17 protein-coding genes are annotated in these 24,499 nt (G+C 40.9%); 6 read left to right on the top strand and 11 right to left on the bottom strand.

Annotation, left to right across the window (positions count from 1 at the left end; translation table 11 throughout):
- Positions 1-61: 61 nt before the first annotated feature.
- The 5 genes from gyrB to QM923_RS00865 all read right to left on the bottom strand — a co-directional run bounded on the left by gyrB (position 62) and on the right by QM923_RS00865 (position 6,963).
- Positions 62-2,008 (bottom strand): DNA topoisomerase (ATP-hydrolyzing) subunit B, encoded by a 1,947-nt coding sequence (gene gyrB, locus QM923_RS00885; RefSeq protein WP_414290522.1) that lies wholly within the window; start codon positions 2,006-2,008, stop codon positions 62-64.
- Between the two features lie 14 nt (positions 2,009-2,022).
- Entirely contained in the window at positions 2,023-2,586 is a 564-nt protein-coding gene (locus QM923_RS00880; protein ID WP_373075704.1) for an HAD family hydrolase, read from the bottom strand.
- Between the two features lie 110 nt (positions 2,587-2,696).
- Complete coding sequence (locus QM923_RS00875; RefSeq protein ID WP_414290521.1) at positions 2,697-3,245, bottom strand: DJ-1 family glyoxalase III; 549 nt, start codon at positions 3,243-3,245, stop codon at positions 2,697-2,699.
- Positions 3,246-3,255: 10 nt separating this feature from the next.
- Positions 3,256-4,479 (bottom strand): FtsW/RodA/SpoVE family cell cycle protein, encoded by a 1,224-nt coding sequence (locus QM923_RS00870; protein ID WP_414290520.1) that lies wholly within the window; start codon positions 4,477-4,479, stop codon positions 3,256-3,258.
- A 36-nt stretch (positions 4,480-4,515) separates the two neighbouring features.
- The gene (locus QM923_RS00865; protein ID WP_414290519.1) at positions 4,516-6,963 is read right to left on the bottom strand and encodes a bifunctional DnaQ family exonuclease/ATP-dependent helicase; all 2,448 of its coding nucleotides are present in this window, start codon (positions 6,961-6,963) and stop codon (positions 4,516-4,518) included.
- A gap of 121 nt (positions 6,964-7,084) precedes the next feature.
- On the opposite strand from QM923_RS00865, the gene QM923_RS00860 reads away from it, so the two are divergent.
- Positions 7,085-7,270: a hypothetical protein gene (locus QM923_RS00860; protein ID WP_414290518.1), complete on the top strand. Its 186-nt coding sequence runs from the start codon at positions 7,085-7,087 to the stop codon at positions 7,268-7,270.
- 23 nt (positions 7,271-7,293) lie between these two features.
- Here the strand turns inward: QM923_RS00860 and QM923_RS00855 are convergent, their stop codons facing one another.
- The 5 genes from QM923_RS00855 to QM923_RS00835 form a co-directional block, all read right to left on the bottom strand.
- Entirely contained in the window at positions 7,294-8,142 is an 849-nt protein-coding gene (locus QM923_RS00855) for an NAD(P)H-hydrate dehydratase (RefSeq protein WP_414290517.1), read from the bottom strand.
- Positions 8,143-8,271: 129 nt separating this feature from the next.
- Positions 8,272-15,963: an SIALI-17 repeat-containing surface protein gene (locus QM923_RS00850; protein ID WP_414290516.1), complete on the bottom strand. Its 7,692-nt coding sequence runs from the start codon at positions 15,961-15,963 to the stop codon at positions 8,272-8,274.
- Positions 15,964-16,199: 236 nt separating this feature from the next.
- Positions 16,200-17,057, bottom strand: a complete 858-nt coding sequence (locus QM923_RS00845; protein WP_414290515.1) for a bifunctional methylenetetrahydrofolate dehydrogenase/methenyltetrahydrofolate cyclohydrolase — start codon at positions 17,055-17,057, stop codon at positions 16,200-16,202.
- Between the two features lie 132 nt (positions 17,058-17,189).
- Positions 17,190-17,924: an amino acid ABC transporter ATP-binding protein gene (locus QM923_RS00840; protein ID WP_414290514.1), complete on the bottom strand. Its 735-nt coding sequence runs from the start codon at positions 17,922-17,924 to the stop codon at positions 17,190-17,192.
- Entirely contained in the window at positions 17,924-18,607 is a 684-nt protein-coding gene (locus tag QM923_RS00835) for an amino acid ABC transporter permease (protein WP_414290513.1), read from the bottom strand. The genes QM923_RS00840 and QM923_RS00835 overlap by 1 nt, the downstream gene beginning before the upstream one ends.
- 205 nt (positions 18,608-18,812) lie before the next feature.
- Here QM923_RS00835 and QM923_RS00830 point away from each other — a divergent pair, with 205 nt between their 5' ends.
- The 5 genes from QM923_RS00830 (at position 18,813) to QM923_RS00810 (ending at position 23,253) form a co-directional block, all read left to right on the top strand.
- The gene (locus QM923_RS00830; protein ID WP_004253825.1) at positions 18,813-19,043 is read left to right on the top strand and encodes a DUF1797 family protein; all 231 of its coding nucleotides are present in this window, start codon (positions 18,813-18,815) and stop codon (positions 19,041-19,043) included.
- Positions 19,044-19,283: 240 nt separating this feature from the next.
- The gene (locus QM923_RS00825) at positions 19,284-21,533 is read left to right on the top strand and encodes an ATP-dependent Clp protease ATP-binding subunit (RefSeq protein ID WP_414290512.1); all 2,250 of its coding nucleotides are present in this window, start codon (positions 19,284-19,286) and stop codon (positions 21,531-21,533) included.
- A gap of 89 nt (positions 21,534-21,622) precedes the next feature.
- Positions 21,623-22,072 carry an NUDIX hydrolase gene (locus tag QM923_RS00820; protein WP_178894751.1) on the top strand — a complete coding sequence of 150 codons (450 nt, stop codon included), beginning with the start codon at positions 21,623-21,625 and terminating at the stop codon, positions 22,070-22,072.
- Positions 22,073-22,135: 63 nt separating this feature from the next.
- Positions 22,136-22,435, top strand: a complete 300-nt coding sequence (locus QM923_RS00815; protein WP_414290511.1) for a DUF1827 family protein — start codon at positions 22,136-22,138, stop codon at positions 22,433-22,435.
- Between the two features lie 185 nt (positions 22,436-22,620).
- Positions 22,621-23,253 carry a GNAT family N-acetyltransferase gene (locus QM923_RS00810; protein ID WP_414290510.1) on the top strand — a complete coding sequence of 211 codons (633 nt, stop codon included), beginning with the start codon at positions 22,621-22,623 and terminating at the stop codon, positions 23,251-23,253.
- A 46-nt stretch (positions 23,254-23,299) separates the two neighbouring features.
- Here the strand turns inward: QM923_RS00810 and metK are convergent, their stop codons facing one another.
- The gene (gene metK / locus QM923_RS00805) at positions 23,300-24,490 is read right to left on the bottom strand and encodes a methionine adenosyltransferase (protein ID WP_414290509.1); all 1,191 of its coding nucleotides are present in this window, start codon (positions 24,488-24,490) and stop codon (positions 23,300-23,302) included.
- Positions 24,491-24,499 lie beyond the last annotated feature (9 nt).

Here is a 24,499-nt window from a genome sequence, read left to right as displayed (position 1 = left end):
TGACACAATTGTAATGATTATATCATATTTTTCAAACCTTGGAAACTATTTCCCAATATTTTTATACGTCAAGAGTACTGTAAACAGCGTTTTCTTCGATAAATTCTCGACGTGGTTCTACTCTATCACCCATGAGCATATCAAAAATCTTATCTGCTTCTGCAGCGTCATCTACTGATACACGAGCCATGAGACGATGGTCAGGATTCATCGTAGTTTCCCAAAGTTGGTGGTCATCCATCTCTCCAAGACCTTTATAACGTTGAATGGTTGGTTTAGAACGACCTTCGCTGTAGCGAGCTAGGGCTTCTTGTAGGCGGATTTCTTGGTCTGCGCCTGGTTGAATATATTCTTTAATCTCACTACCGACTTTAACACCGTAAATTGGTGGTTGAGCGATATAAACATATCCAGCCTCTAGAACGGGTTTCATATAACGATAAATCAGAGTTAATAAGAGAGTACGAATATGGGCTCCATCGACATCGGCATCTGTCATGATAACCAGTTTTTGATAGCGAGCTTTGCTAACATCGAACTCAGCGCCAAATCCTGTTCCCATAGCTGTGAAAAGACTGCGAATCTCCTCATTAGCCAAAATCTTATCCATGCTCGCTTTTTCAACGTTAAGGATTTTACCACGAATTGGTAAGATGGCTTGGAACTCACGATTACGTCCTGATTTTGCAGAACCTCCTGCAGAGTCTCCTTCGACGATGAAAAGTTCAGTTTCAGCTGGATTGTTTGATGAACAGTCCGCTAATTTTCCTGGAAGATTTGAAATTTCTAAACCAGATTTCTTACGTGTAACTTCACGCGCACGCTTGGCAGCAACACGCGCTTTGGCAGCCAAAATCCCTTTTTCGACGATGCGCTTAGCAATCTGTGGATTTTCCAAAAGGAAGTCAGAAAATGCATCGCTGAAGAGGCGATTGGTAATCTTCACAACTTCACTATTTCCAAGTTTGGTCTTAGTTTGTCCTTCAAACTGAGGATTTGGATGCTTCACAGAGATAACGGCTGTCAATCCTTCACGGACATCCTCACCTGTTAGGTTATCTTCGTTATCTTTTAGAAGTTTGTTTTTACGAGCATAGTCATTGATAACACGAGTCAAGGCAGTTCTGAAACCTTGCTCATGTGTTCCACCTTCATGGGTATGAATATTGTTAGCGAAACTCATAACATTCTCGTGGTAACCCGTTGTGTACTGCATCGCGACTTCGACTGTAATATCATCCATTTCACCATCTGTGTAGATTGGTGTGTCAAAGATAACATCCTTGTTTTCGTTGATGTACTCAACGTAGCTCGCAATCCCGCCTTCGTAGTGATAATGCTTGGTTTGTTCAAGCCCTTCACGTTTATCAGTAATAGAAATTTGAAGCCCGCGGTTCAAAAAGGCTAACTCTTGAATCCGTTTATTTAATTTATCAAAGTCAAATGTCGTTGTCTCAGTAAAAATTTCTGGATCTGGAGTAAAGTGGACAATTGTTCCTGTTTTATCCGTATCCCCGATCACCTCGAGATCAGCAACAACTTGACCACGACGGTATTCTTGGTAGTGAATCTTTCCATTTTTATGAACGCGAACATCCAACTGAGTAGAAAGAGCATTTACAACTGATGACCCTACACCATGGAGTCCACCAGATACCTTGTAGCCGCCACCGCCGAATTTACCTCCGGCGTGAAGAACAGTAAAGACTGTTTCAACGGCAGGACGTCCTGTTTTCTCTTGGATATCAACAGGAATTCCACGACCGTCGTCGACAACAGTAATGGAATCATCCGGTTCAATAAAGACCTCGATATGACTAGCGAATCCCGCCAAAGCTTCGTCGATAGAGTTATCTACGATTTCCCAGACTAGGTGGTGAAGACCTTCTTTGGCAGTTGAACCAATATACATCCCTGGACGCATACGAACAGCTTCCAGACCTTCCAAAACTTGAATTTGACTGGCATCATAATCTTGTGCCTGTTGGTTTTTAATATCTTCTGTCATTTTTCCCCTTTTTCTTACATGTCTATTGCTTGTTTTAAGGACACAACATCCTCAAAGAGATAGGCATCTAAGCCTGCAGCATGTCCTGCTTCTACATCAATGGCACGGTCACCAATGACTAGACCTGACCTTATATGATACTTATCACGTAAATAAATCATCGATTCAGGATCAGGCTTGCGTTTAAAACCTGAACTAGCCGTCACTACTTCTGTAAAGTAGGGAGCTATCTCAGTTTTCGCTAGAATCTCCAATACCTGATCGTTTCGATGAGAAACCAAGAAGTTACGGCCACCTTGGTCCGAAATATTCTCTAAAAGAGTAGGAATCCCATCAAACAAAACTGGGTGTTCAAGCTCACGGGCTTCATTTTCCTTATATTTTTCAAGAAAGTTTTCAATACCTGGAGCATACTTTTCGATAGCAAAGGCAGTCGAAACCTTCAAAGCTTCGTAAACACTATCGTGTTCCTGCTCAATCCCGAACTCTGCTAATGTTTCTACAAAAGCTGCTGTAGAAGTTTCATAATTATCAAGCAGGGTTCCACCTAAATCCCAGATGTAATCGTGATATTTCATACCCTTCATTATACCATTTTTTTATAAAAAAAGCGATGTTTACCTTGGTTTTTGCCATTAAAAAAGAGAAGAATCTTCTCCATCAAGAAAGATTCTCCTCCGTTTGTTCATTATTTTTCAAATAGGTCTTTGTAGAGCATGCCATTTCTTAGAGACTCAGCATCTCCGCCCAGTGTTTCAACCAAGTAGTAAGCAAAGGCTAAAGCTGTTGCTGGTCCACGGCTCGTAATGATATTTCCATCTACTACGACAGTTTCTTTGTGGTAGTGACCGTCAGCAATTTGTTCTTGGACTCCATCATAGCAGGTGAAGTTTCTTCCTTCTAGCAGACCAGCTCGATTCAAAGCGATTGGAGCAGCACAGATAGCTGCTACTTTTTTACCGGTTTCCTCAAATCTTTGAAGCTCAGAGATTAATTGTTCATTGTCCCGCAAGTGGGCAGCGCCAGGCATACCTCCTGGAAGGACAATCATGTCATACTCTGATAAATCACCATCAAACACTCGATCAGCTTGAACTTGAATAGCATGTGAACCTGTCACTTTATCTTCAAATCCTACCATATGGCAGGTGATATTTGCGCGGCGCATGACGTCTACGACCGTCAAGGCTTCAATTTCTTCAAAACCATTTGCTAGGATAACTGCAACTTTCGGCATAGCGACCTCCTTATTTCACTTTTTTCAATACAACTTTTTTACGTTTGAATCTTGTTCGACCACTCTTTTCATCAGCCAAATGGGTTTGGTAGCTCATCGATAACAGCAAACCGACACCAATTAGATTACTGATAATAGCGGATCCTCCTTGGGAAATAAAGGGCAAAGGAATCCCTGTCAGAGGAAGTAAACCAGTAACCGCACCAATATTTTCAAAGATATGGAACAAGAGCATCATGATAAATCCAGTTGAGATGTAGGTATAAAATTGATTATTGGATTTTAGGGTAATCTTTAACATGCGATAGATGAGCAGTAGATAGAGTGCAACCACTACAACTGAACCAATAAATCCAAAATCTTCCGCAATTACTGTGAAAATCATGTCACTCTCGCGGACTGGAATAAGGAGATTAGACACATTAAAGCCTTGACCAAAAATTCCACCGCTACCAATCGCAATTTGACCCTGAGCCTGTTGATAAGTAGTCGTTTGGGCATAATCAAAGGGATTGAGCCAAGCTAGGATACGGTTAATCTGATAAGTTGGCATCCCAATCTGATGCATAAAGGCACGTCCATCTTTTGTGATAAAGATTGCTAGGAAGCCTGCAATCGCCGATACAACTGCTACAAAAATTGGAATAATAATCTTCCAAGAAACACCAGACAATAAGACAAGTCCTGCAAAGATTGCAACAAAAACCATAGCTGTCCCAAGGTCACTTTGCAAGGCTAGTAAAACCATAACTGGCATCGTGAAAGCGATCATCCACAAAATCAATAGAAAATCTAAGCCAACGGTCCGTTCTTTGTCTTTATGTTTCTTGGTAAAGGTTACGATAACGTATGCCAGCATCAAAATATAGGATATCTTCATAAATTCGGAGGGTTGAAAGAGTGTATAACCACCGATTGACACCCAGTTTTTTGCACCAGTTGCAGCTACTAAACTCGGGTTGTAGAAGACTAAAGGCAAGACCATCAAGGCTAGACCGAGTCCATATAAATAAGGTGTGGACTGCCAGAGAAATTTTGTGTTAAAAAACATGACTATGAAGCTAAAAACAATCCCTAGCGATATCCAAGCCAGTTGTTGTCCAAGTATGGGCCAAACATTGTTTGGGTAGTCATGACTAACTGCTATATAAATAGCTACGACTCCAATCACCAACAAACAAAATACTGGTAATATTAAACTATAATCGACCCTAGAGTCGAGAGAACGTTTCATAAAAGGCCTCCTTCATTCTTTCAGGTATTCATTTCATTATTTATTTAAAAATTCTTGAACATTGATATAAATTTGCTCTCGGCTAATGACTCTAACACGATTGCTTCGAGCCAAAGACTTGCTGATTTGCTTACCATAGCGTTTACTTGCCATGCGGCTATCTAGAATCAGAACTGCAGAGCGTTGCCCCACTCGACGCATGGTTCTTCCAATCGCTTGCTTGAGGCGAATAATGGCCATAGGAAGCTGATAATCGTAAAAAGGATTTTTCCCTTCAAGACGGAGCTCTTGGTTCATCTTTTTAGTAAAAGGATCTTCTGGATTTTGGAAAGGTAGACGAGTCACCACTTCAATAACCCGCAGATGTCTTGAAAAATCGACACCTTCCCAAAAACTTCCTGCGCCAAGCAAAAGCTCACGCTCGCCTCTTTCAAAACGTTTTTTCAATTGAGCTGGTTCCCCATGCTTGTACTGGGCCAGATGGGGAACCCTCAAAGCATCTGATACTTGTAATAACAAATCTTTTGCAGTAAACAAGACTAGAATGGGTTCTTCAAACTGGAATAATTCTTCTAGAACTTCTACAATTGTTTGTGCATATTTCTCAGATGAAATTTCTGTCACCAACGGAAAATCATTCACCACCAAGATTTCCTGATTTTCCTGAAACTGTTCGTCTAGAGAATAAAAGGTTGCTTGAGGGAAACCCAAAAGTTCCGGCAAAGAAACCCGACCACTAATTTCTAAGGTTGCAGAGATTCCGAGAAGCTGGCAGGATTCTGGGAAAATCTGAGAAAAGAGCAAACGATGATTGCGACTAGAAGTGATTTCAACCTTCTTACTAGATACATCTGAAGTCGATAACCAAAATTCTCCCTCAGATGTAAAAAATCTCTGATAGTCCTTAAATTCTGGTAAATTCAACTCAGAAAAATCTTGGTGGAGCTTGTCAATGCTACTAGCTGGGCACATCTTCCGTTTACCAGATAGAAACTGATCGAGTAGGTAAGAAACTTCAAAACGAATACTCTCTAGTAAGCGTCTTTGAAGCATACCTTCTTCTCTCGATAAAGCTTGGTCTAGTTGGTCTAGCAAATCCGTTAGCAAATATGATTTTCGAGAAAGATTTTCCAATGTCAACAAGATTTTCTGAGCTTCATCTAAAATCAAGAGACGCCCTTCTAAGAGACTAGGATCATCTTCAAGTCTAGTAACGAGGTAAGCATGATTGGTCACAAGCAACTTGCAAGAACGAGCCTTATCCTGACCACGTCTCCAAAAATCCTCTAACCAAAAGAGAGAGTCTTTATGAAGATTTCCATCATGTACCAAGTTAGGTAAGAATTGCTGGTAGCGATAAAGCTGACCAATTTCGTCTAAGTCTCCTGTATCTGTTTCAGTCAACCAAACTAGAAGTTGCATCTTGAAACGGGTGTACAAACGATTGGACTCTTCTTCCTCTAGTGCTGCATGAAAAGCATCTAACTTCAAGTAATTCTGAGGTCCTTTGAGACTATGAATAGAGATATGGAAAATCTCTTCGAGTTTTTTAGCCTCCTCATGCATTACCTGATTTTGAAGGATTTTAGTTGGAACACTAAGTAGGATCCCCCCTTCATTCTCAAGAGACAAGGCAGGCAGGAGATAGCCATAGGTTTTTCCAATCCCAGTTTGAGCCTGAATAAAAGAAATGTCTTCCCCTTGCAAGCACTCTTGAACCTTTTGAGCAAATTCTTCTTGTCGGCTTCTTTCCTCCAACCCCAGTAAGGCAATATTGGTTTGGAAATCTTTAGATAGTTTTCGTGGAGAAAGGGCTGATTTTTCTTTTCTTAAAAATAGACCTTGCACTTCTACTAAATCATGCTCAATTAGGAGAGACTGTTTCTGATAAACTTCCTCGATAACCAGATAAGATTCGTACAATAGGCTATCAGACAGACTTAATAAGCGCTCCAACAAACCTTTTGGAAGCTGAAACATCTTTTGCCTCATACAAAGAAAGAGTTCTGCCGTTGCTTGAGCGTCAGAAAGAGCTGTGTGAGCTTGCTCAAGGGGAATCCCCAACTCTTGGCAGAGAATTCCAAGATTATACTTCTCAAGCTGAGGATAAAAGACTTGAGCCAACTCAACCGTATCAATACGAGGGGTGCGTAATTCATAACCTTCAAAAAATAGGAATTCTGCCAACAAATTGGCATCGAACTGAACATTGTGCGCAACAAAAATACCGTCTTTGACCAGTTCAAAAATCTTTCCAGCTACCTGAGAAAACTCTGGAGCCTTTGCTAAACGCTTATCAGTCAAACCCGTTAATTCTTTGATATGAGAATCCAAGTGTTCATGCGGATTGACATCAGTGGCATATTGCTCAACAATCTCACCATCTTCAATGACTACAATTCCCACTTGGATGATTTTTGCCTTGCTTCCGGTACTTGTAGCTTCTAAATCTACAACCACGTACCGATTATTTCTAAAATTCATCACTAAAAATTATATCAAAATTTACATCATTTGACACCCCTGAACTTTATTTGAAGAGTCAAGTTTCTTGCAAGATTTGAACAAAAATGATTGAATAGAATTGTAGAAAAGGAGGGACATCATGAACCCATTAGATTTGTTTAATCAAGTAAAGGAACTCATTGAGAACAAAGATTTTTCTGCAGCAAAAACATTTGTTGAAGAAAACAAGGATCAACTAGGGGACTACCTTAGCCAAGCTCAAGCTTTGGTCTCAGGATCAGAAGGACTTGACGGTCTTGTAGATAAGGTCAAAGGCCTCTTCTAATAGTCAAAAGACACCTGAAAAAATCAGGTGTCTTTTTGTATTTTTTTCATGAATGCAGGAATATGTTGACTAATCGTGGTTGGCAGAACTACAAAGTTGTCCTCAGATAATTTTTGAGCAATTGCTGAATGTAGATAGGTCGCTACTGTCACTCTTTCATAGAGATTTGCTTGGGGAAATTGCCCTGCAAAGCCAGCAATCATCCCAGCCAGAGTATCACCCATTCCCCCAGTCGCCTGATAAGGGCCGCCAACACTCAATTGATAACAATCAGTTTGACCAGCTTGCCAAATTCGGGTAGCAGGACCTTTTTGAACTAGAATCGTTCCTGAAGGAAATCTCTTCAAGGCCTCCCCTGTTTCCTCGGTTCCTTGGGAATCCAAATCTAAGCCTGACAAGACTTGCCATTCCCTTTGATGTGGAGTTAAAACAAGATGAGCTTTGGGAAATTTCATTTCAACCTTCGCTAAAATAGATAGGCCGCCACCATCCAGTATGAGGGTCTGATCTTGATTTGAATGATGAAAGACTGTTTGGAGAAGCTCTTCTCCACGCTCATCATCCACTAGTCCAGGTCCGACCAAGACAACACTTGCTTTCTGTAACTGTTGCTCAAGTAATTGCTTATCATCAAGGTCAAAAGCCATAGCCTCTAACAGATGGCTATGTAGAGCTGAAATATTCTCTTTATCCGTTGCTACTGTCACCAAGCCTGCACCGCTTCTAACCGCCCCTAAAGCAGCCATAATAATCGCTCCCCTATAGGGATAAGTCCCTCCAATCAAGAGAAGACGGCCGTAGTCTCCTTTATGACTAGAACGAGGACGCTCGATGATTACTTTTTTCAGTAGAGCTTGATCAATCTCTCTCATAAGCTACTCCTTCATGCTTTCTCTTACTTCAATTATACACCTCACTCCCCAATTAATAAAGGAGAAGACTATATAGTCTTCTCCTTTTTTTTAATAATCAGCCTTTTGAGAATAGTGAGTTATGAATCATTATTCTTCCTTGCGTTTCCCATTTAGGAATGCTGCTGATAAGGCCAGACTTAGACCTGCTAGGAAAATAGCTGTATCTGATTGACTTTCCCCAGTTTCTGGAAGTCTTGCTGAGACTGCTTTTTCCGAAGCATTTCCAAGAACTTGTGAACCCTGAGTCTGCTCAGCAGAAGCCTGAGTTTCTGAAGGTTTATCAGATAAACCTCGAATATCTGCAACTGGTTTATCGATTGTTGGAGCGGCTTGATCTCCTGCGTTTCCTAGAGTTCCTGTATATTCTGGGAGTTCGTTCTTGTCTGCTTGCACAGCATTGACTCCACCCTTGAATTCAGGCACTTCATTTTTAGCAGCTTCAACCCAATTAGCTCCGCCCTTGAACTCTGGAACTTCATTTTTAGCGGCTTCGACCCAATTAGCTCCGCCCTTGAACTCTGGAACTTCATTTTTAGCAGCTTCAACCCAATTAGCTCCGCCTTTAAACTCTGGAACTTCATTTTTAGCGGCTTCGACCCAATTAGCTCCACCTTTAAACTCTGGAACTTCATTTTTAGCGACTTCGACCCAATTAGCTCCGCCTTTAAACTCTGGAACTTCAACAATTGGTGCTTCTTGGTCTCCTGCAGTACCGATAGAGTTGCTATATCCTGGGACTTCTACTATTGGGGCTGGCTCCTCACCTACTGTACCAATGGCACCCGTATATTCTGGTACATCAACAACTGGAGCTGGCTCCTCACCCACTGTACCAATGGCACCCGTATATTCCGGAAGGTCAACAACTGGGGCTGGTTCTTCTCCTACTGTGCCAACTGCACCAGTATATTCTGGTACGTCAACAACTGGAGCTGGCTCCTCGCCCACAGTTCCAATAGGATCAGTATATTCTGGTACGTCAACAACTGGAGCTGGCTCCTCGCCCACAGTTCCAATAGGATCAGTATATTCTGGTACGTCAACAACTGGAGCTGGCTCCTCACCTACAGTTCCAATAGGGTCCGTGTACTCTGGAACTTCAAGAACTGGAGCTGGCTCCTCACCCTTGCTACTTTTAGCAATTGTTTTCACTCCTACTTCAACAATTTGATCTTTTGCATCTCTTGTTTCAGTATGAACAACCTTACGACTTGTTCCTAATACTTCGACGTAGTCTACCTTTTCTCCATTTTGACCTTCTGAGACGATACGACGTTCATCTTTGCCTAAGTCACTATTCTCACGAATAATTTCCTTGAGTGGAATGACAGCTTTCTCAACTTCTAGACTTGGACGGTCTAGAACAAGAGCTTGATCATCCACTGCATGACTAGCTTCTGAACCAGCTTCAAAGTGAAGGCGATATTCTTTCACAAGACTACCATCTTTAGCAAGAAGTCGAACAAGTGTTGGAAGATTGCCTTGATTTGACTCAACGACAGTCGCCACACCGTGACCACTTGTTTGAACAGTCACCTCTGGTTTCGCTCCATTAGCGGTTAATCGATATTCTGAAACCGCAGGATCAAAGTTTTCCAATGCTTTTCCATTAATTGAAATTGTCACTGCAGGTGTTTCTGAATCACTGGCTTTGGCTGGAGAATAGGCACTAAACTCGACCATTGCGAGACCATTAGTGGTTGATTTGCGAGTCATACGTGCGCGAATAGCGGTTGTCTGAATCGGATCAAAGGTAAATTCGATTGGCTTACCAGCCTCGATTGCTCCAGATGCCTTATAAGGAATTTCTTGCCAATTTTCTGCCTTGTTAAACGGATGATCCGCATTTTCTTCATAACGTGAAATGGTGCTTGGTTCAGAATAAGTTGGTCCAACATATCTTTCGAGTACCATTGTCGATGGTGCATCTGTTCCACTGTCTTTGAAGAACTGAATTGCTACTTTTCCTACAGAGCGAGGTATAATCTGACCATTCTTCTTAAAGAGAACTCCTACCGACACTTCCTGATTTTTTGGAGTACGAGACCAGTTAGTCCAACGTCCATCCTCATTAAATCGCCCATCGTTGATATAGAAGATTCTATCATTAGAAGCAGCATCGGTATCGTTTGTAGTAGAGGCAAAGGCTTTAGAGTCAGTCGCATTATTGCTTGCATTCTCAGAGATAACCTGATTTCCTCTTGCCAAAACGGTCACTTGTATCTTAGTTGTCAAGTCTGTTCCTAGGATATGACCAAGTACTTCAAAGGTGCCTTCTTGGTCTGTCGCATGTTCAGCCACTGCATCCCATTCTACGGCTAGTTTATCTGTAGTCCAATCTGTTTCTGATGGATAGTAGACTGTCACTTCTGTAGGTAATTGAAGCTTATCGCCAACACTCAATGTTATGGCAGCATTTTCGGCAGCTACTGGTTGCGTAGATTCTTTTTGACCATCACGGAAAATGCGATACTCTTTCAAGATGGTTCCGTCTTCTGCCTTCAAAATGAGGCGTGTTGCTCCTTCTGGGCTTGTAGCAGGAATAATCGTTACCACACCATTGTCGCTTGCTGTTGCAGTAATCACTTTGCTAGCTTGAGGAATATGATAGTCTGTCTTAGTTGGATTGAAATGTTCAAGGCTCTTGCCATCTACTTGGATAGAAATCTCTGAACTTGAAGCACTTGGAACTTTATTTCCTAAGATAGTGATTTCGGTCAAACCGACACCAGCCGTACCATTTGCTTTCCTCATGCGAATACGAACAGCATAGGTCTCAACCTTGTCAAACGTAAAGTGGTTAGTTTGACTTGCGGATAATTGTCCTGGAGCTTTGAGATGTTCAACCTCTTTCCAGTTGGTAGCATTGTTAAATGGATGCTTGGCATCTCCTTGAGCATGATTGACATCAGTTGGCAAATCTGGAATTTCTTGACCAACGTAGTATTCAATAACATACTCTTTTGGGAGTCCAATCGCACCATCTGTATAGAAATCAACTGAAAGATTGTCTACAAAGCGCTTGGTCAAATCGCCTGAGTTACCAAACAAGATAGATGCCCAGTCATTATCTGTATTTGTTTGCCATGTTGTCCATCGATTTTTGACATCTGTATTGGCTCTTGAAACTGTCAAGTCATTCAGAGTATTGGCCGAATCATCTCCACCAGTATTGGATACGATAGCTGCTGGCAATTGTGAACCTGTCCATTGTTTAGAGATATTATTTCCCGCAACAACCTGACTGGAAACACGAACATGAGCCTTGGTAGTTAGAGAGCTACCAACCAATTGACCTTTGATTTCAAAGATTCCTTCAGTTTGACTAAAGTTAGCTGGCACCTTATCCCAAACGACATCATTATAGACAGTTGTTCCATTAGAATGGTAGGCACGAACGTTAGCTGGTAATTGAACCGTTTCACCCTTAGGAAGAGTTAGGCTGATTTCTTCTGCAACCTGCAAGCCTTCAACAGTCACATTTGCAATAGCTTCAATGTCTGTTCCTTCTACATGACCTTTTAGGGTAAAGCTATGATAGCTAGCGAGTTCATGTGCATCTACCTTGTCCCAAGTTACCGTTACCTTACGAGGCAAACCTTTGTCAAATTCTGCTCCGATTTGATCAGGCAAGATTGGTTGCTGATTGATATCTGTAGAGATAGTCACTGGATGAAGTTTGACAATATTCTTGACTATTTTATTTTCTTTAATCACAAGTTCTGTTGCTACAGATTGAGTCTTCTCTGTTTGATGTTCAATACGAGGAGTGAGCGTCACACTACCTTTAGTGTAAAGTAGCAAGTTCTGTCCGTTTACTTCAAGATGCCCACCATCAGTAGAGCTAGCATCCAAGTGAATATCTGATGCTGAAAATTCAGTCTGTGAACCATCTTCGTAATGCCCAATGACATGATAAGGGAGAACTTGGTCTTCTGTTGCATTTTCTCTACCTTCTACACTTACTTCCAAGCGTGTCAAGGCGGGAGCTTCCTTCACAAATTGAATCAAGTAAGTTTGAACTAAATCGCCCTTCTGGTCACTCAAGAATACAGAAGCCTGATAATCATTAGCAGCTGAAGCTTGTTGAACTGTTACCTGATAGCCAGTAGTTTGTGCACCAACACTTGGAATCTCAGCACTATAAGGGAGGGTTTTTCGGTAATAGGTCTTTCCAGGCTCAAAGTTTTCAAGAGCCTTATCTCCAACTGTGATACCTGTAACAGTACTTTCGGTTTCCTGATTACTTGCGATAAAGGTTGCTGTCACCTCGTAGTCATTACCTACCAATTTACCAGTTGCTTCAGTACGTCCACCTTCTTTTGTCAAGGCAGAAGGATCTTTCAAGGTCCAAGAAACGACATCCGCATCAACCAAGTTACCATCTGATAAAACTGCCGTTACAGTTTTATCCAAATCTTCTACAGCTGTACCAACTGGAACAGTTGCAACTTTAGGCAACCACTTATCAAGTGCAATGACCTTAACAAGGGCTTCAGCCTTAGCTTCGAGACCTTCCACACTACCAAGAACTTTTTTCTCACCAGCACTTGTAAGGAGATCATCTGGGATTGCCCAAACCACAGCTTTTTCTTCGACACTACCATCGCTATAAATAGCTGTCACAGTTTTTGGCAATTTAGGATTTTCGCTGACATCAGTAGTCGCCTTAACAGGGGCAAAAGCGACAAAATGACGATTTTCTTTTTTGCCTGAAACGGTTGTAACCGTCGCCTGATCAGAAGCTAAACCTGCAGAATCCGCATAAAGAGTAAATTTCCCTTCTTTTTCAGTGGATTTAACAATGACAACACCTTTACCATTGAAGGCTTTTCTTTGCCATGTGCCATCTTTCTGAGCTTTATAACGTTCACGGCTAGCTTGTTCCCCATTGTCCACACCGACGATTTGACCTTGGCCATGAAGATTGAAGTGAACAAGATTGTTAGCTGTTGGTACAACATTGCCATCTTCATCGACGATTTCATAATGGATGTAAGACAAATCTTTGCCGTCTGCAGTGATGACATGTTCTTCCTTGGTGAGACGAACTCTAGCAGGTTCCCCTGCTGTTGTCACACTATCACGCGCAATCTCTTTACCATTTTCATCACGAGCAATAGCTGTTAAGGTGCCTCGTTTATATTCCACCAACCACTCAAGATACAATTCACCAGGGTTTGCACCTTCATGATAAGGTCGACCATCCGCAGTAGTTTTCTTGGTAAATTCTTTCTTTCCAAGGGACTCGTTGTTCAAGAACAATTCTACGCTAGCAGCGTTTGAGAAGGTCCGAACTGGAACCTTGCCATTGATAAGCATATTACGTTCCTTGAGCGTTTCCTCAGTCCAATTCCAGTGAGGCATGATACGAACTGTTGGTTTTTCTTTGGCACTATACCATTCACTGCGGTATAAATAGAAATCATTCTTAGGCAAGCCTGCTGTATCAATAATACCAAAGTAAGAGCTTTTCACTGGTGTATGATCTTGGTTATGCCAAGGTGTAGGCTCACCGATATAGTCAAAACCAGTCCAGATGAACTGACCCGCATAGCCAGCACGATCACGGTCAAAGGTCCAAGATTCAGTAGCTGTTCTACCCCAGGCTACACGGTCATTACCATAGTCAGATTGTTCATAATGACGATTTGGACGATTATCGTGATAGAGATTTTTAGCAGGATAAAAGTAGGAATCACGTGTTCGAGTTGCTGAAGAAGTTTCAGAACCGTAGATCAACCAATCTGGATGGGCTTTACGAACAGCATCGTAAAAACGCTCCCCATAGTTCATACCGACAGCATCCATGATTGCTGCTAATTTTAAGAACAAGCCTGTAGAAGCACGACTGAATTTATTTTCACCCATAGTCACATAGCGCTCTGTATCAATTGCTTTGATAACAGCTTTCAAACGCTTGGCTGTTTCTAGTGAACGTTCTCCACCATCTGCTTCATCCACTTCATTACCGAGCGACCACATGATGATTGAAGGATTATTTTTATCTCGTTCAACCATGGTTCTGAGGTCAAAATCAGACCACTTTTCACCCTTTTTGGCTTCTGGGTGAGTCGCATCTTGGTCAAAGAAGCGTCCATAGTCATAAGTTTTCTTGCCACGATACCAAGTGTCAAAGGCTTCTTCTTGAACCAAAAGTCCTAGATTTGCAGCAGCGTCGAGCAACTGTGGACTTGCTGGGTTATGGGTTGTACGGATAGAGTTAACTCCCATATCCTTCAATAGTTTCAATTTACGATAGGTTGCCTTATAGTTTTCTTCTGCTCCCAAGGCTCCGTTGTCATGGTGGATACTAACCCCATGGAATTTCATTCTCTCACCGTTAAGAGAGAAGCCATCCTTGGCTGTCCAGTTGAAATAACGATAACCAAAAGTATCTTCTGTTACATCAACTAGCCGACCTTCATTATAAACCTTTGTTTTCAAAACATAGAGTTGAGGATGGTAACTTTTTGTTGTCCAGAGGGTTGGCTTGTTAACCAAAATTGTTTGCTTAAAGTCTGCTGTCTCATTTCCTGATAGAGTCTTAGTTACCGAACGAACCAAATCTGAAACAGCCTTACCTTCCTTAGTAAAAATCTGTTGCTCCACAAATACCTTGGCTAGAGTCTTGGCAGTATTTTTAATCTTGCTTTGGATTTGTGTTTCAACATTGCCATCTTTTTGTTGAGCTAATTTCGGAGTTGTAATATGATTTCCATTTTCAGCTACCTGCACCTTGTCACGATAGCTAAGCGTCACATCACGATAGATACCACTTCCTGAGTACCAACGACTACTTGGTTGCTTATTGGTAACTTGAACAGCAATAGTATTCTCACTGCCATCTTTATTTAAAAATTCAGTAATGTCATACGAAAAATGGTTGTAACCACTTGGATAATGACCTACAAATTTACCATTGACATAGACCTTGGAGTCCATGTAGACACCGTCAAAGTTGATACGGACGTCTTTGTCCTTGGCAGCTTCATCTACAGTGAAGGTCTTACGATACCAGGCAGTCCCACCATTTAATTGACCACCTTCATTTCGAGCAGGAGACTTGTGATCAAAATCAAAATAGATACTCCAGTCATGAGGAAGGTTCAACTTAGACCAGTCATGAACGTCTACATCTTTCTTAGAAAAATCACCCTGAGCATTTAATTTAAAATACCAGTCTTTATTGAAATTTTGTTTTCTTTCCTGTAAAAGTCGGTCTTCTTTTTCTTTCTCTTTGGTAACTTGAGGTAAGTCTGTTGAAGATGTTTTTTCTTCCTTAGCCTTATCGTCAGATACCGGTTTATTCTGATTAGCTTCAGCAGTATGTTCTTCCAAAACTGCTGGCTTTTCAGTATTCACTTCTGCCACTGTAGGTTCTTTCTCATTCACTTCAGCAGCTGGTTTTTCAGTTTTTTCTTCCTTAGGGCTAACTACTTCTGCTTCCTTTTTTTCCTTAGGACTTGTTTCCTCAGTTACTTTATCTTCAGTTACTGGTTTTGCTGCTTCATCCGTATTTTTTTCTTCTTTTTCGGTAGCGGAATCTTGTGGGACATTTTGCTCAGCTTTTGCAATGGCTGCAGCAAGATCATCTGGAAGCTTATCTAAAGGTTGAACTTGATGAATTGTTTCTTCAGTGGTACTTGACGTTTCAGTTTCAGCTGCTTGAGCTACCTGAAGACCAAAGATACTAGCTCCAATCATAACCGAAGCCGCACCAATAGCAAATTTACGAATACTAAAATGACACCGTTTTTCAAAAAATCTCTTATCCATTATGGTTCCTTTCTAAGTTTTAGTAAGCGATTACATTTCTCCTCAAAAAATAAACCTCCCTCTAGACGCTTACTTATTTTTGCATATACATATTGATGCTTTTAATATATCAAAATAGTAGATATTTTTCAATAATTTGTAGAAGTTTTACTGGAATTTTAGTAGAAATAGAGCAAGAAAAAAACAGGTCCATTAGAACTTGCTTTTTGAAAATTCATTAATGATTGTAGTAGAGATCAGTCTCTATCCAGCGTTCTTAAAGCAGCCTGATAAGTCTGTTCCATCAGCATGGTAATGGTCATTGGACCAACTCCACCAGGTACAGGGGTGATATGACTAGCAATTGGTGCAACAGCATCGTAGTCAACATCTCCACAGAGCTTGCCATTTTCATCTCGGTTCATCCCTACATCAATGACAACTGCACCTGGTTTGACAAAGTCAGCAGTCACGAACTTAGCGCGACCGATGGCTACGACCAAAATATCGGCTTTAGAAGCTACTTGGCCGAGATTGTGGGTACGAGAGTGGGTCAAGGTTACAGTTGCATTTTTAGCCAACAGTAACTGGGCCATAGGCTTCCCGACAATATTGGAACGACCAATTACGACCGCATTTTTACCTTCTAAGTCAATCCCATATTCATGAAACATTTCCATAATTCCTGCTGGAGTTGAAGGAATCATCACTGGATGACCAGACCAAAGACGCCCCATGTTGAGCGGATGAAAACCATCTACATCCTTTTCAGGGTCAATGGCTAGTAGAACAGCTTCTTCATCGATGTGTTTTGGCAATGGCAACTGGACTAAGATTCCATGCCATGCTGGATCTTGGTTGTATTTGGCAATCAACTCCAACAATTCATCTTGAGTAATGGTCTCTGGAACACGTACAACTTCACTTTGGAAGCCCGCTGCGATAGCTGAACGTTCCTTGTTACGAACGTAAACCTGGCTAGCAGGATTGTCCCCAACCAAAATAACCACCAAACCAGGAATCAAGCCTGTCTCTTCCTTTAGTTTGGCTGTTTTTTCAGCCAGTTGTCCTTGTAGCTTGGCTGCTAAAGCCTTGCCATCAATAATCTGTGTCATGTATTTTCTCTTTTCTAACAAATATCCTCTATTATAACAAAAAAACGCTCGACCTTCTAACACTTCTTACCTAAGATACCCTATAGTCTGAGACTATAAGAAAAAGCCCACTTTGAGCTTTTCATGATATTCTTACAAAACCTTACTCAAGAAATCCTTGGTTCTTTGTTCTTGTGTTTGTTCAAAGACTTGCTCTGGCGTTCCGTCTTCGACAACAACTCCATCAGCCATAAAGATGACACGGTCTGCTACTTCACGCGCAAAGCCCATCTCATGTGTTACGATAACCATGGTCATTCCTGACTGAGCAAGTTCTTGCATAACTGTTAGTACTTCCCCTACCATTTCTGGGTCTAGGGCAGAAGTTGGTTCATCAAATAGCAAAACATCTGGTTCCATGGCTAGACCACGCGCGATAGCGATACGCTGTTGTTGCCCGCCCGACAAGCTTTGTGGATAGGCATCGGCCTTATCTGGCAAACCAACCTTTTCCAAGAGCTCATGCGCCCTCTTCTCAGCCACTTCCTTACTCTCTCCCTTAGTCTTAATCGGAGAAAGTATAATGTTTTCCATGACCGTCATATTTGGGAAGAGATTGAACTGTTGAAAAACCATTCCCATCTTTTCACGCATGGCAAAAAGGTCGTTTTTCTTATCTGTAATGTCTACTCCTTCAAAGATAACCTTTCCTTTTGTAGCTTCTTCAAGGAGATTCATCGAGCGAAGGAGGGTTGACTTACCGCTACCAGATGGTCCGATAATGACCACTACTTCCCCTTTTTTGATTTCAAGATCAATCCCTTTTAAAACTTCATTCTTTCCAAAGCTTTTATGAAGGTTTTCAATTTTTATAAGTGTTTCAGTCATTATTTCTTATCTCCTTGTCCCATACGATTTTCAAAAGCTTTCAAGGCCAGTGTCAAGATCGAGGTCATAATCAAGTAGTAAAAGGCTGCAAATAAGAGCGGTGTTAAAGGTAGGTAAGTAGTTGTTGATACTGTAGTAGCTCCATTCCACAACTCCATAACCCCGATAGCTGACAAGAGCGAGCTATCCTTGATAATGGTAATAAACTCATTCCCCAAGGCTGGTAAAATATTCTTGATAGCCTGTGGCAAAATAACATAGCGCATAGCATTTTTAGGGCGAATACCTAGTGAATAAGCTGCTTCTAATTGTCCCTTTGGCACTGCATTAATCCCAGCACGAACTGTTTCTGATACATAGGCACCACTATTCATAGAGATAATCAAAATCCCTGGAATCAAGCGAGTCAGATCAACATCTAAGATCCCAATTTGAATAGTCGGAGCACTAATATGCATCAAGGCAAATGCAATCATAATCTGCACCATCATCGGAGTCCCACGGAAGACCCATATATATAGATTAGCAAACCAGGCGAGTGGTTTAATTTTTGAACGTTGCGCAAAGGCCAACAGCACTCCTAGAATGGTCCCCAAGAAGACCACCAAGATAGATATGATAATTGTTACAACGGCTCCATAGTTAAAATATGGTAGATATTTTGGTAAAAAAGAAAAATTCATGGATACTCTACTTTCTGTTTTTAATATTTAAACTTAAAACTTGTATAAGGATAACATATTTTGCATAAAAATTCAACATTTTCTCCTAATATTTTCAATAAATTTTCAAAGACGATAGAAATAGTGAGAAATCTTAGTTTTTTTCTAGTCAAGTAGAGTCTGTTTATGGTAAAATAGTAAAGATAAGAAATGGAGGAGAATCAAAATGGAATCACATTTGGTTAGAATCATCAATCGCTTAGAAGCAATGACTAAAGATGGTGGTAACTTGAAACGTAACTTTGAGCGCGAAGGAGTTGTTGTCGCAGAGGTTGCTTTTAACCACGACGAAGAAAACGGACCACTCTTTACACTTCGTGACGTTGAAGCTCGTGAAACATATACATTTGATAGCATCGACCTCATTGCGATGGAAATTTACGAACTTTTATACTAATAGTTGAATATGGGCTGGAGAATACTCCTGCTTCGACCAATGAAAATCCTTTTTGCATGACAAATGGGATTTTTCTTTTTATCACTAAAGTCTAGTAAGAATTGCCTGGTAAGTTGAATTTTAACAAGCAATCTTTTTACTTGCTTTCCCCTTCAATCATGATATAATGAGACTAAAGAACTTTGACTATTTTTGACCTTTCTGTTTTAGTCAAAGCCAAGAAAGAAACGAGGTAGTGGTATGCTCTGTCAAAATTGTAAAATCAATGACTCAACGATCCATCTTTACACCAATCTTAATGGACAACAAAAGCAAATTGACCTTTGCCAAAATTGCTACAAAATTATCAAAACAGATCCTAACAATAGCTTATTCAAAGGCATTACAGATTTAAACAATCGTGATTTTGATCCATTTGGAGACTTTTTTAACGATCTGAATAACTTTAGACCTTCTTCCAATAATAATGTTCCTCCAACCCAGTCAGGTGGTGGATATGGTGGCAATGGTGGTTTTGGTTCCCAAAATCGCGAGCCAGCTCAAACACCTCCTCCTAGTCAAGAAAAAGGACTCTTGGATGAGTACGGTATCAACATAACTGAGATTGCCCGCCGTGGAAATGTCGATCCTGTTATCGGTCGCGACGAAGAAATCATCCGTGTCATTGAAATTCTCAACCGTAGAACCAAAAACAATCCCGTCCTTATCGGAGAGCCTGGTGTTGGTAAGACCGCCGTTGTCGAAGGCCTCGCTCAAAAAATTGTAGATGGTGATGTTCCCCACAAACTTCAAGGGAAAGAAGTCATTCGTTTAGACGTAGTTAGCCTTGTCCAAGGTACAGGAATTCGTGGACAGTTTGAAGAGCGCATGCAGAAACTCATGGAAGAAATTCGTAAGCGTAAAGATGTCATCCTCTTTATCGATGAAATTCACGAGATTGTCGGTGCTGGTTCTGCCGGAGACGGCAATATGGATGCAGGCAATATTCTGAAACCTGCCCTTTCTCGTGGCGAACTTCAACTAGTGGGTGCTACTACCCTCAATGAATACCGCATCATCGAAAAAGACGCCGCCCTTGAGCGCCGTATGCAACCTGTTAAAGTTGATGAACCAACTGTGGAAGAGACTATTATTATCCTCAAAGGTATCCAAAAGAAATACGAAGATTACCACCACGTTCATTATACAGATGCTGCTATCGAAGCTGCTGCTACTCTTTCTAACCGCTACATCCAAGATCGTTTCCTGCCCGATAAGGCTATTGACCTCCTAGATGAGGCTGGTTCTAAAATGAACTTAACCTTGAATTTTGTGGATCCTAAGGTTATCGACCAACGCTTAATCGAGGCAGAAAATCTCAAGGCCCAAGCAACTCGAGATGAAGATTTTGAGAAAGCAGCCTACTTCCGTGACCAGATTGCTAAATATAAAGAAATGCAAAAGACAAAAGTAACGGATCAGGATACTCCAATCATCAGCGAAAAGACAATTGAACACATTATTGAACAAAAGACCAATATTCCAGTTGGTGATTTGAAAGAAAAAGAGCAGTCTCAACTCATCAACCTAGCAGACGACCTCAAGTCACATGTTATTGGCCAAGATGATGCAGTTGATAAGATTGCTAAGGCTATCCGCCGTAACCGTGTTGGACTAGGCACTCCAAACCGTCCAATCGGTAGCTTCCTCTTTGTTGGTCCTACTGGTGTCGGTAAGACAGAACTTTCTAAACAACTAGCTATTGAACTTTTTGGTTCTGCTGATAGCATGATTCGCTTTGATATGAGCGAATACATGGAAAAACATAGCGTTGCCAAACTCGTCGGTGCCCCTCCAGGATACGTAGGTTATGATGAAGCAGGTCAGTTGACTGAGAAAGTGCGTCGCAACCCCTACTCACTGATCCTCCTTGATGAAGTTGAAAAGGCCCATCCAGATGTCATGCATATGTTCCTTCAAGTATTGGATGATGGCCGCTTAACGGACGGTCAAGGACGCACTGTTAGCTTTAAGGACGCCATCATTATCATGACCTCAAATGCAGGTACAGGCAAGGCTGAAGCAAGCGTTGGATTTGGTGCAGCTAGAGAGGGCCGTACAAATTCTGTCCTTGGAGAATTAGGCAACTTCTTTAGTCCAGAATTCATGAACCGCTTTGATGGTATTATTGAATTTAAGGCTCTCAGCAAGGAAAATCTCCTTCAAATAGTTGACCTCATGCTAGATGATGTAAATAAACGTCTCTCAAGTAATAACATCCATTTAGATGTAACAGATAAGGTTAAAGAAAAGCTTGTAGACCTTGGTTACGATCCAAAAATGGGAGCTCGTCCACTCCGTCGTACCATCCAAGACTATATCGAAGATGCCATTACAGACTACTACCTTGAAAACCCAAGTGAAAAAGACCTCAAGGCAGTCATGACAAGTAAAGGTAAAATCATGATTAAGTCCAAAAATAAAACGGAAACAGTCGAGTCAAACGACTAATTCCTCACATACAAAAGAATGTTCTTGCTTGACAGTGAGAGCATTCTTTACTATTATAGAAAGAAAGCGCACTCACGAAGGAGAAATTTATGGCAAATCCAACATTTGGAGAAAAAAAAGAGGGAGTAACCTACAAAAATAGATATGGCGTTTATGCAGTCATACCTGATGCAAATCATGAAAAGATTATCCTCGTACAAGCTCCAAATGGTGCATGGTTCTTACCAGGGGGCGAAATTGAAGAAGGTGAAAATCACCTTGAGGCTCTCAAACGAGAATTGATTGAAGAATTAGGATTTACAGCTGAAATCGGCACCTACTATGGGCAGGCTGATGAATATTTTTATTCTAGTCATCGTGATACCTACTACTACAATCCAGCCTATCTCTACGAAGCCACTTCTTACCAAGAAATTCAAAAACCTCTCGAAGACTTCAATCACTTAGCTTGGTTCCCAATCGATGAAGCTATTGCTAACTTAAAACGCGGAAGTCACAAATGGGCGATCGAAGCATGGAAAAAACAACATCAAATTTAAACTATCTTTACCAAATTTCCCAAAAAGTGCTATAATAGACATAGAAATACAGGAGGAAACCCTATGAAGCTTATCAATACTACAAATTCACACTCGCAACTTGTTAAAAGTCAGCTAGAAAACACAGACGCAACGCTTGTAGAGGTTTATTCTGCGGGAAATACAAATGTTATTTTTACTCAGGCTCCACTTCATTACGAAATCCTCATTTCCAATAAACATCGGGCAATCCGTGAAAAAGAAATGGAAATAATCAAAGAATTTTTCCTCAGTCGTAAAATTAATCAACAGGCTATTGATAAGGCAAATATTAAAACCCTCTATTCTGATAAATTGATTGAAATTTCAATTCCTACAAAATAGAAGCTACTAACAAGATTATTTAATCTACCCTGACAGTTAAAACTGCGGGGTATTTTAATGCTTTTTTGTATATATTTCTAAAATGACTACCATGTCTAGACTTTTTGTGAGAATTTCACATTTCAATCGAAAAATGAAAGAGATTTCGTTATAATAGGTAGAGAGACCTAATAAAGGAGTTTGATATGAAAGAAATAGTATACAGAGAAGCCAGACTAGATGAATATCAAAAAATCGGGAAAGTGTTGACTGGTGCCTTTATGGACTACCCTTTCATGACTCTTATCAAAGATGATTTAAAGAAACCAGAATATTACCCAGCATTCTTAGAATTATTGGATAGCATTCTGACCAGACTCTATATCAAAGGAGAGACCTGTCTGATAGCTGAACAAGACGGGGAAATCCTGGCCGTTGCCCTCCTGCAACAAAAGGATTTTTCCATTCTATCTTATTTGCTGAATGGTATTGTCAAGCTTTTCCGTTTTATTACTCCGCGCAATCTCTTGAAATATCTTGATTTGGTGGAACGTTCCGAACAGCATTTGAAAAGATCAGGAAATTTTGACTGGTATTTGATGATGTTGGGAGTCAACGCTTCTAGTCAAAACCAAGGAATCGGGAGTGTTTTTCTACAAGAAGGTGTTGAACCTTATCTTAAATCCAAAGGTTGCAAACGCTTGGGCTTGATTACTAGTACTGAAAAAAATGTTTGCTTCTATGAAAAAAACAAGTATGAATTACTAGATTCGATGATGTTAGAATACGGAACAAAATCTATTGGAAACTGGGCTTTTGTAAAAATCCTGGATAACTAATTTTAAACATAAAAAAGATTGGTCTAAGAACCAATCTTTTTTTAGTTTACTTAACGGCTTCTTTCAAGGCTTCTACTTTGTCCAAGCGTTCCCATGGAAGATCAATATCTGTACGTCCCATATGTCCATAAGCCGCTGTTTGACGGTAGATTGGACGTTTGAGGTCAAGCATTTGGATAATTCCTGCTGGACGAAGGTCAAAGATTTGACGCGCTGCTTTTTCAAGTTTACTTTCTGCAACTGTTCCAGTACCAAAAGTATCGATACGAACAGATACAGGTTGAGCTACACCGATTGCGTAGGCCAATTGCACTTCTGCTTTCTTAGCAAGGCCTGCAGCAACAATGTTTTTGGCAATATAGCGAGCTGCATAAGAAGCTGAACGGTCAACCTTAGTGGCATCCTTACCAGAGAAGGCACCACCACCATGACGTGAATAACCACCATAGGTGTCTACGATGATCTTACGACCCGTCAAACCTGAGTCCCCTTGAGGTCCTCCGATAACGAAACGACCAGTTGGATTGATGAAGAATTTAGTCTTATCGTCAAGATACGAAGCTGGAATCACTTCTTTGATGACCTTGTTGATTACATCCTCATGGATTTGTTCATTAGTAACTTCTGGATCGTGTTGAGTTGAAATAACGACAGTGTCCACACGCACTGGCTGGTCATTTTCATCATATTCAACAGTAACTTGAGATTTAGCGTCTGGACGAAGGTAGCTAATTTCACCAGACTTACGTAGCTCTGCCAAACGACGAACCAACTTGTGACTGAGTGAGATTGGCAATGGCATGAGTTCTTCAGTTTCATCAACTGCAAAACCAAACATGAGACCTTGGTCACCAGCACCAATCAAGTCAAGTGGATCTTGATCCGCATTCCCACGAACTTCTAAGGCTTCATTAACCCCTTGAGCGATATCTGGTGATTGTTCTACCAAAGATGGGTGAACTCCTACCGTCTCCGCTGAGAAACCATACTCAGTATTGGTATAACCAATCTCAGCAATGGTATCACGAACCACTCGGTTAATATCGACATAAGCATTAGTTGAAATTTCACCGAAAACATGTACTGAACCAGTATAAACAGCTGTTTCAGCAGCAACGTGCGCTTCTGGATCTTGCTCTAAAATAGCATCCAAGATAGCATCTGAAATTTGGTCTGCAATCTTATCTGGATGCCCCTCAGATACAGATTCAGACGTGAATAATTTACGTTCTGACATAAAAATGTC

Source organism: Streptococcus infantis (assembly GCF_047463275.1).
Classification (GTDB): domain Bacteria; phylum Bacillota; class Bacilli; order Lactobacillales; family Streptococcaceae; genus Streptococcus; species Streptococcus infantis_AF.
This window is presented reverse-complemented; position numbering and strand designations above follow the sequence as displayed.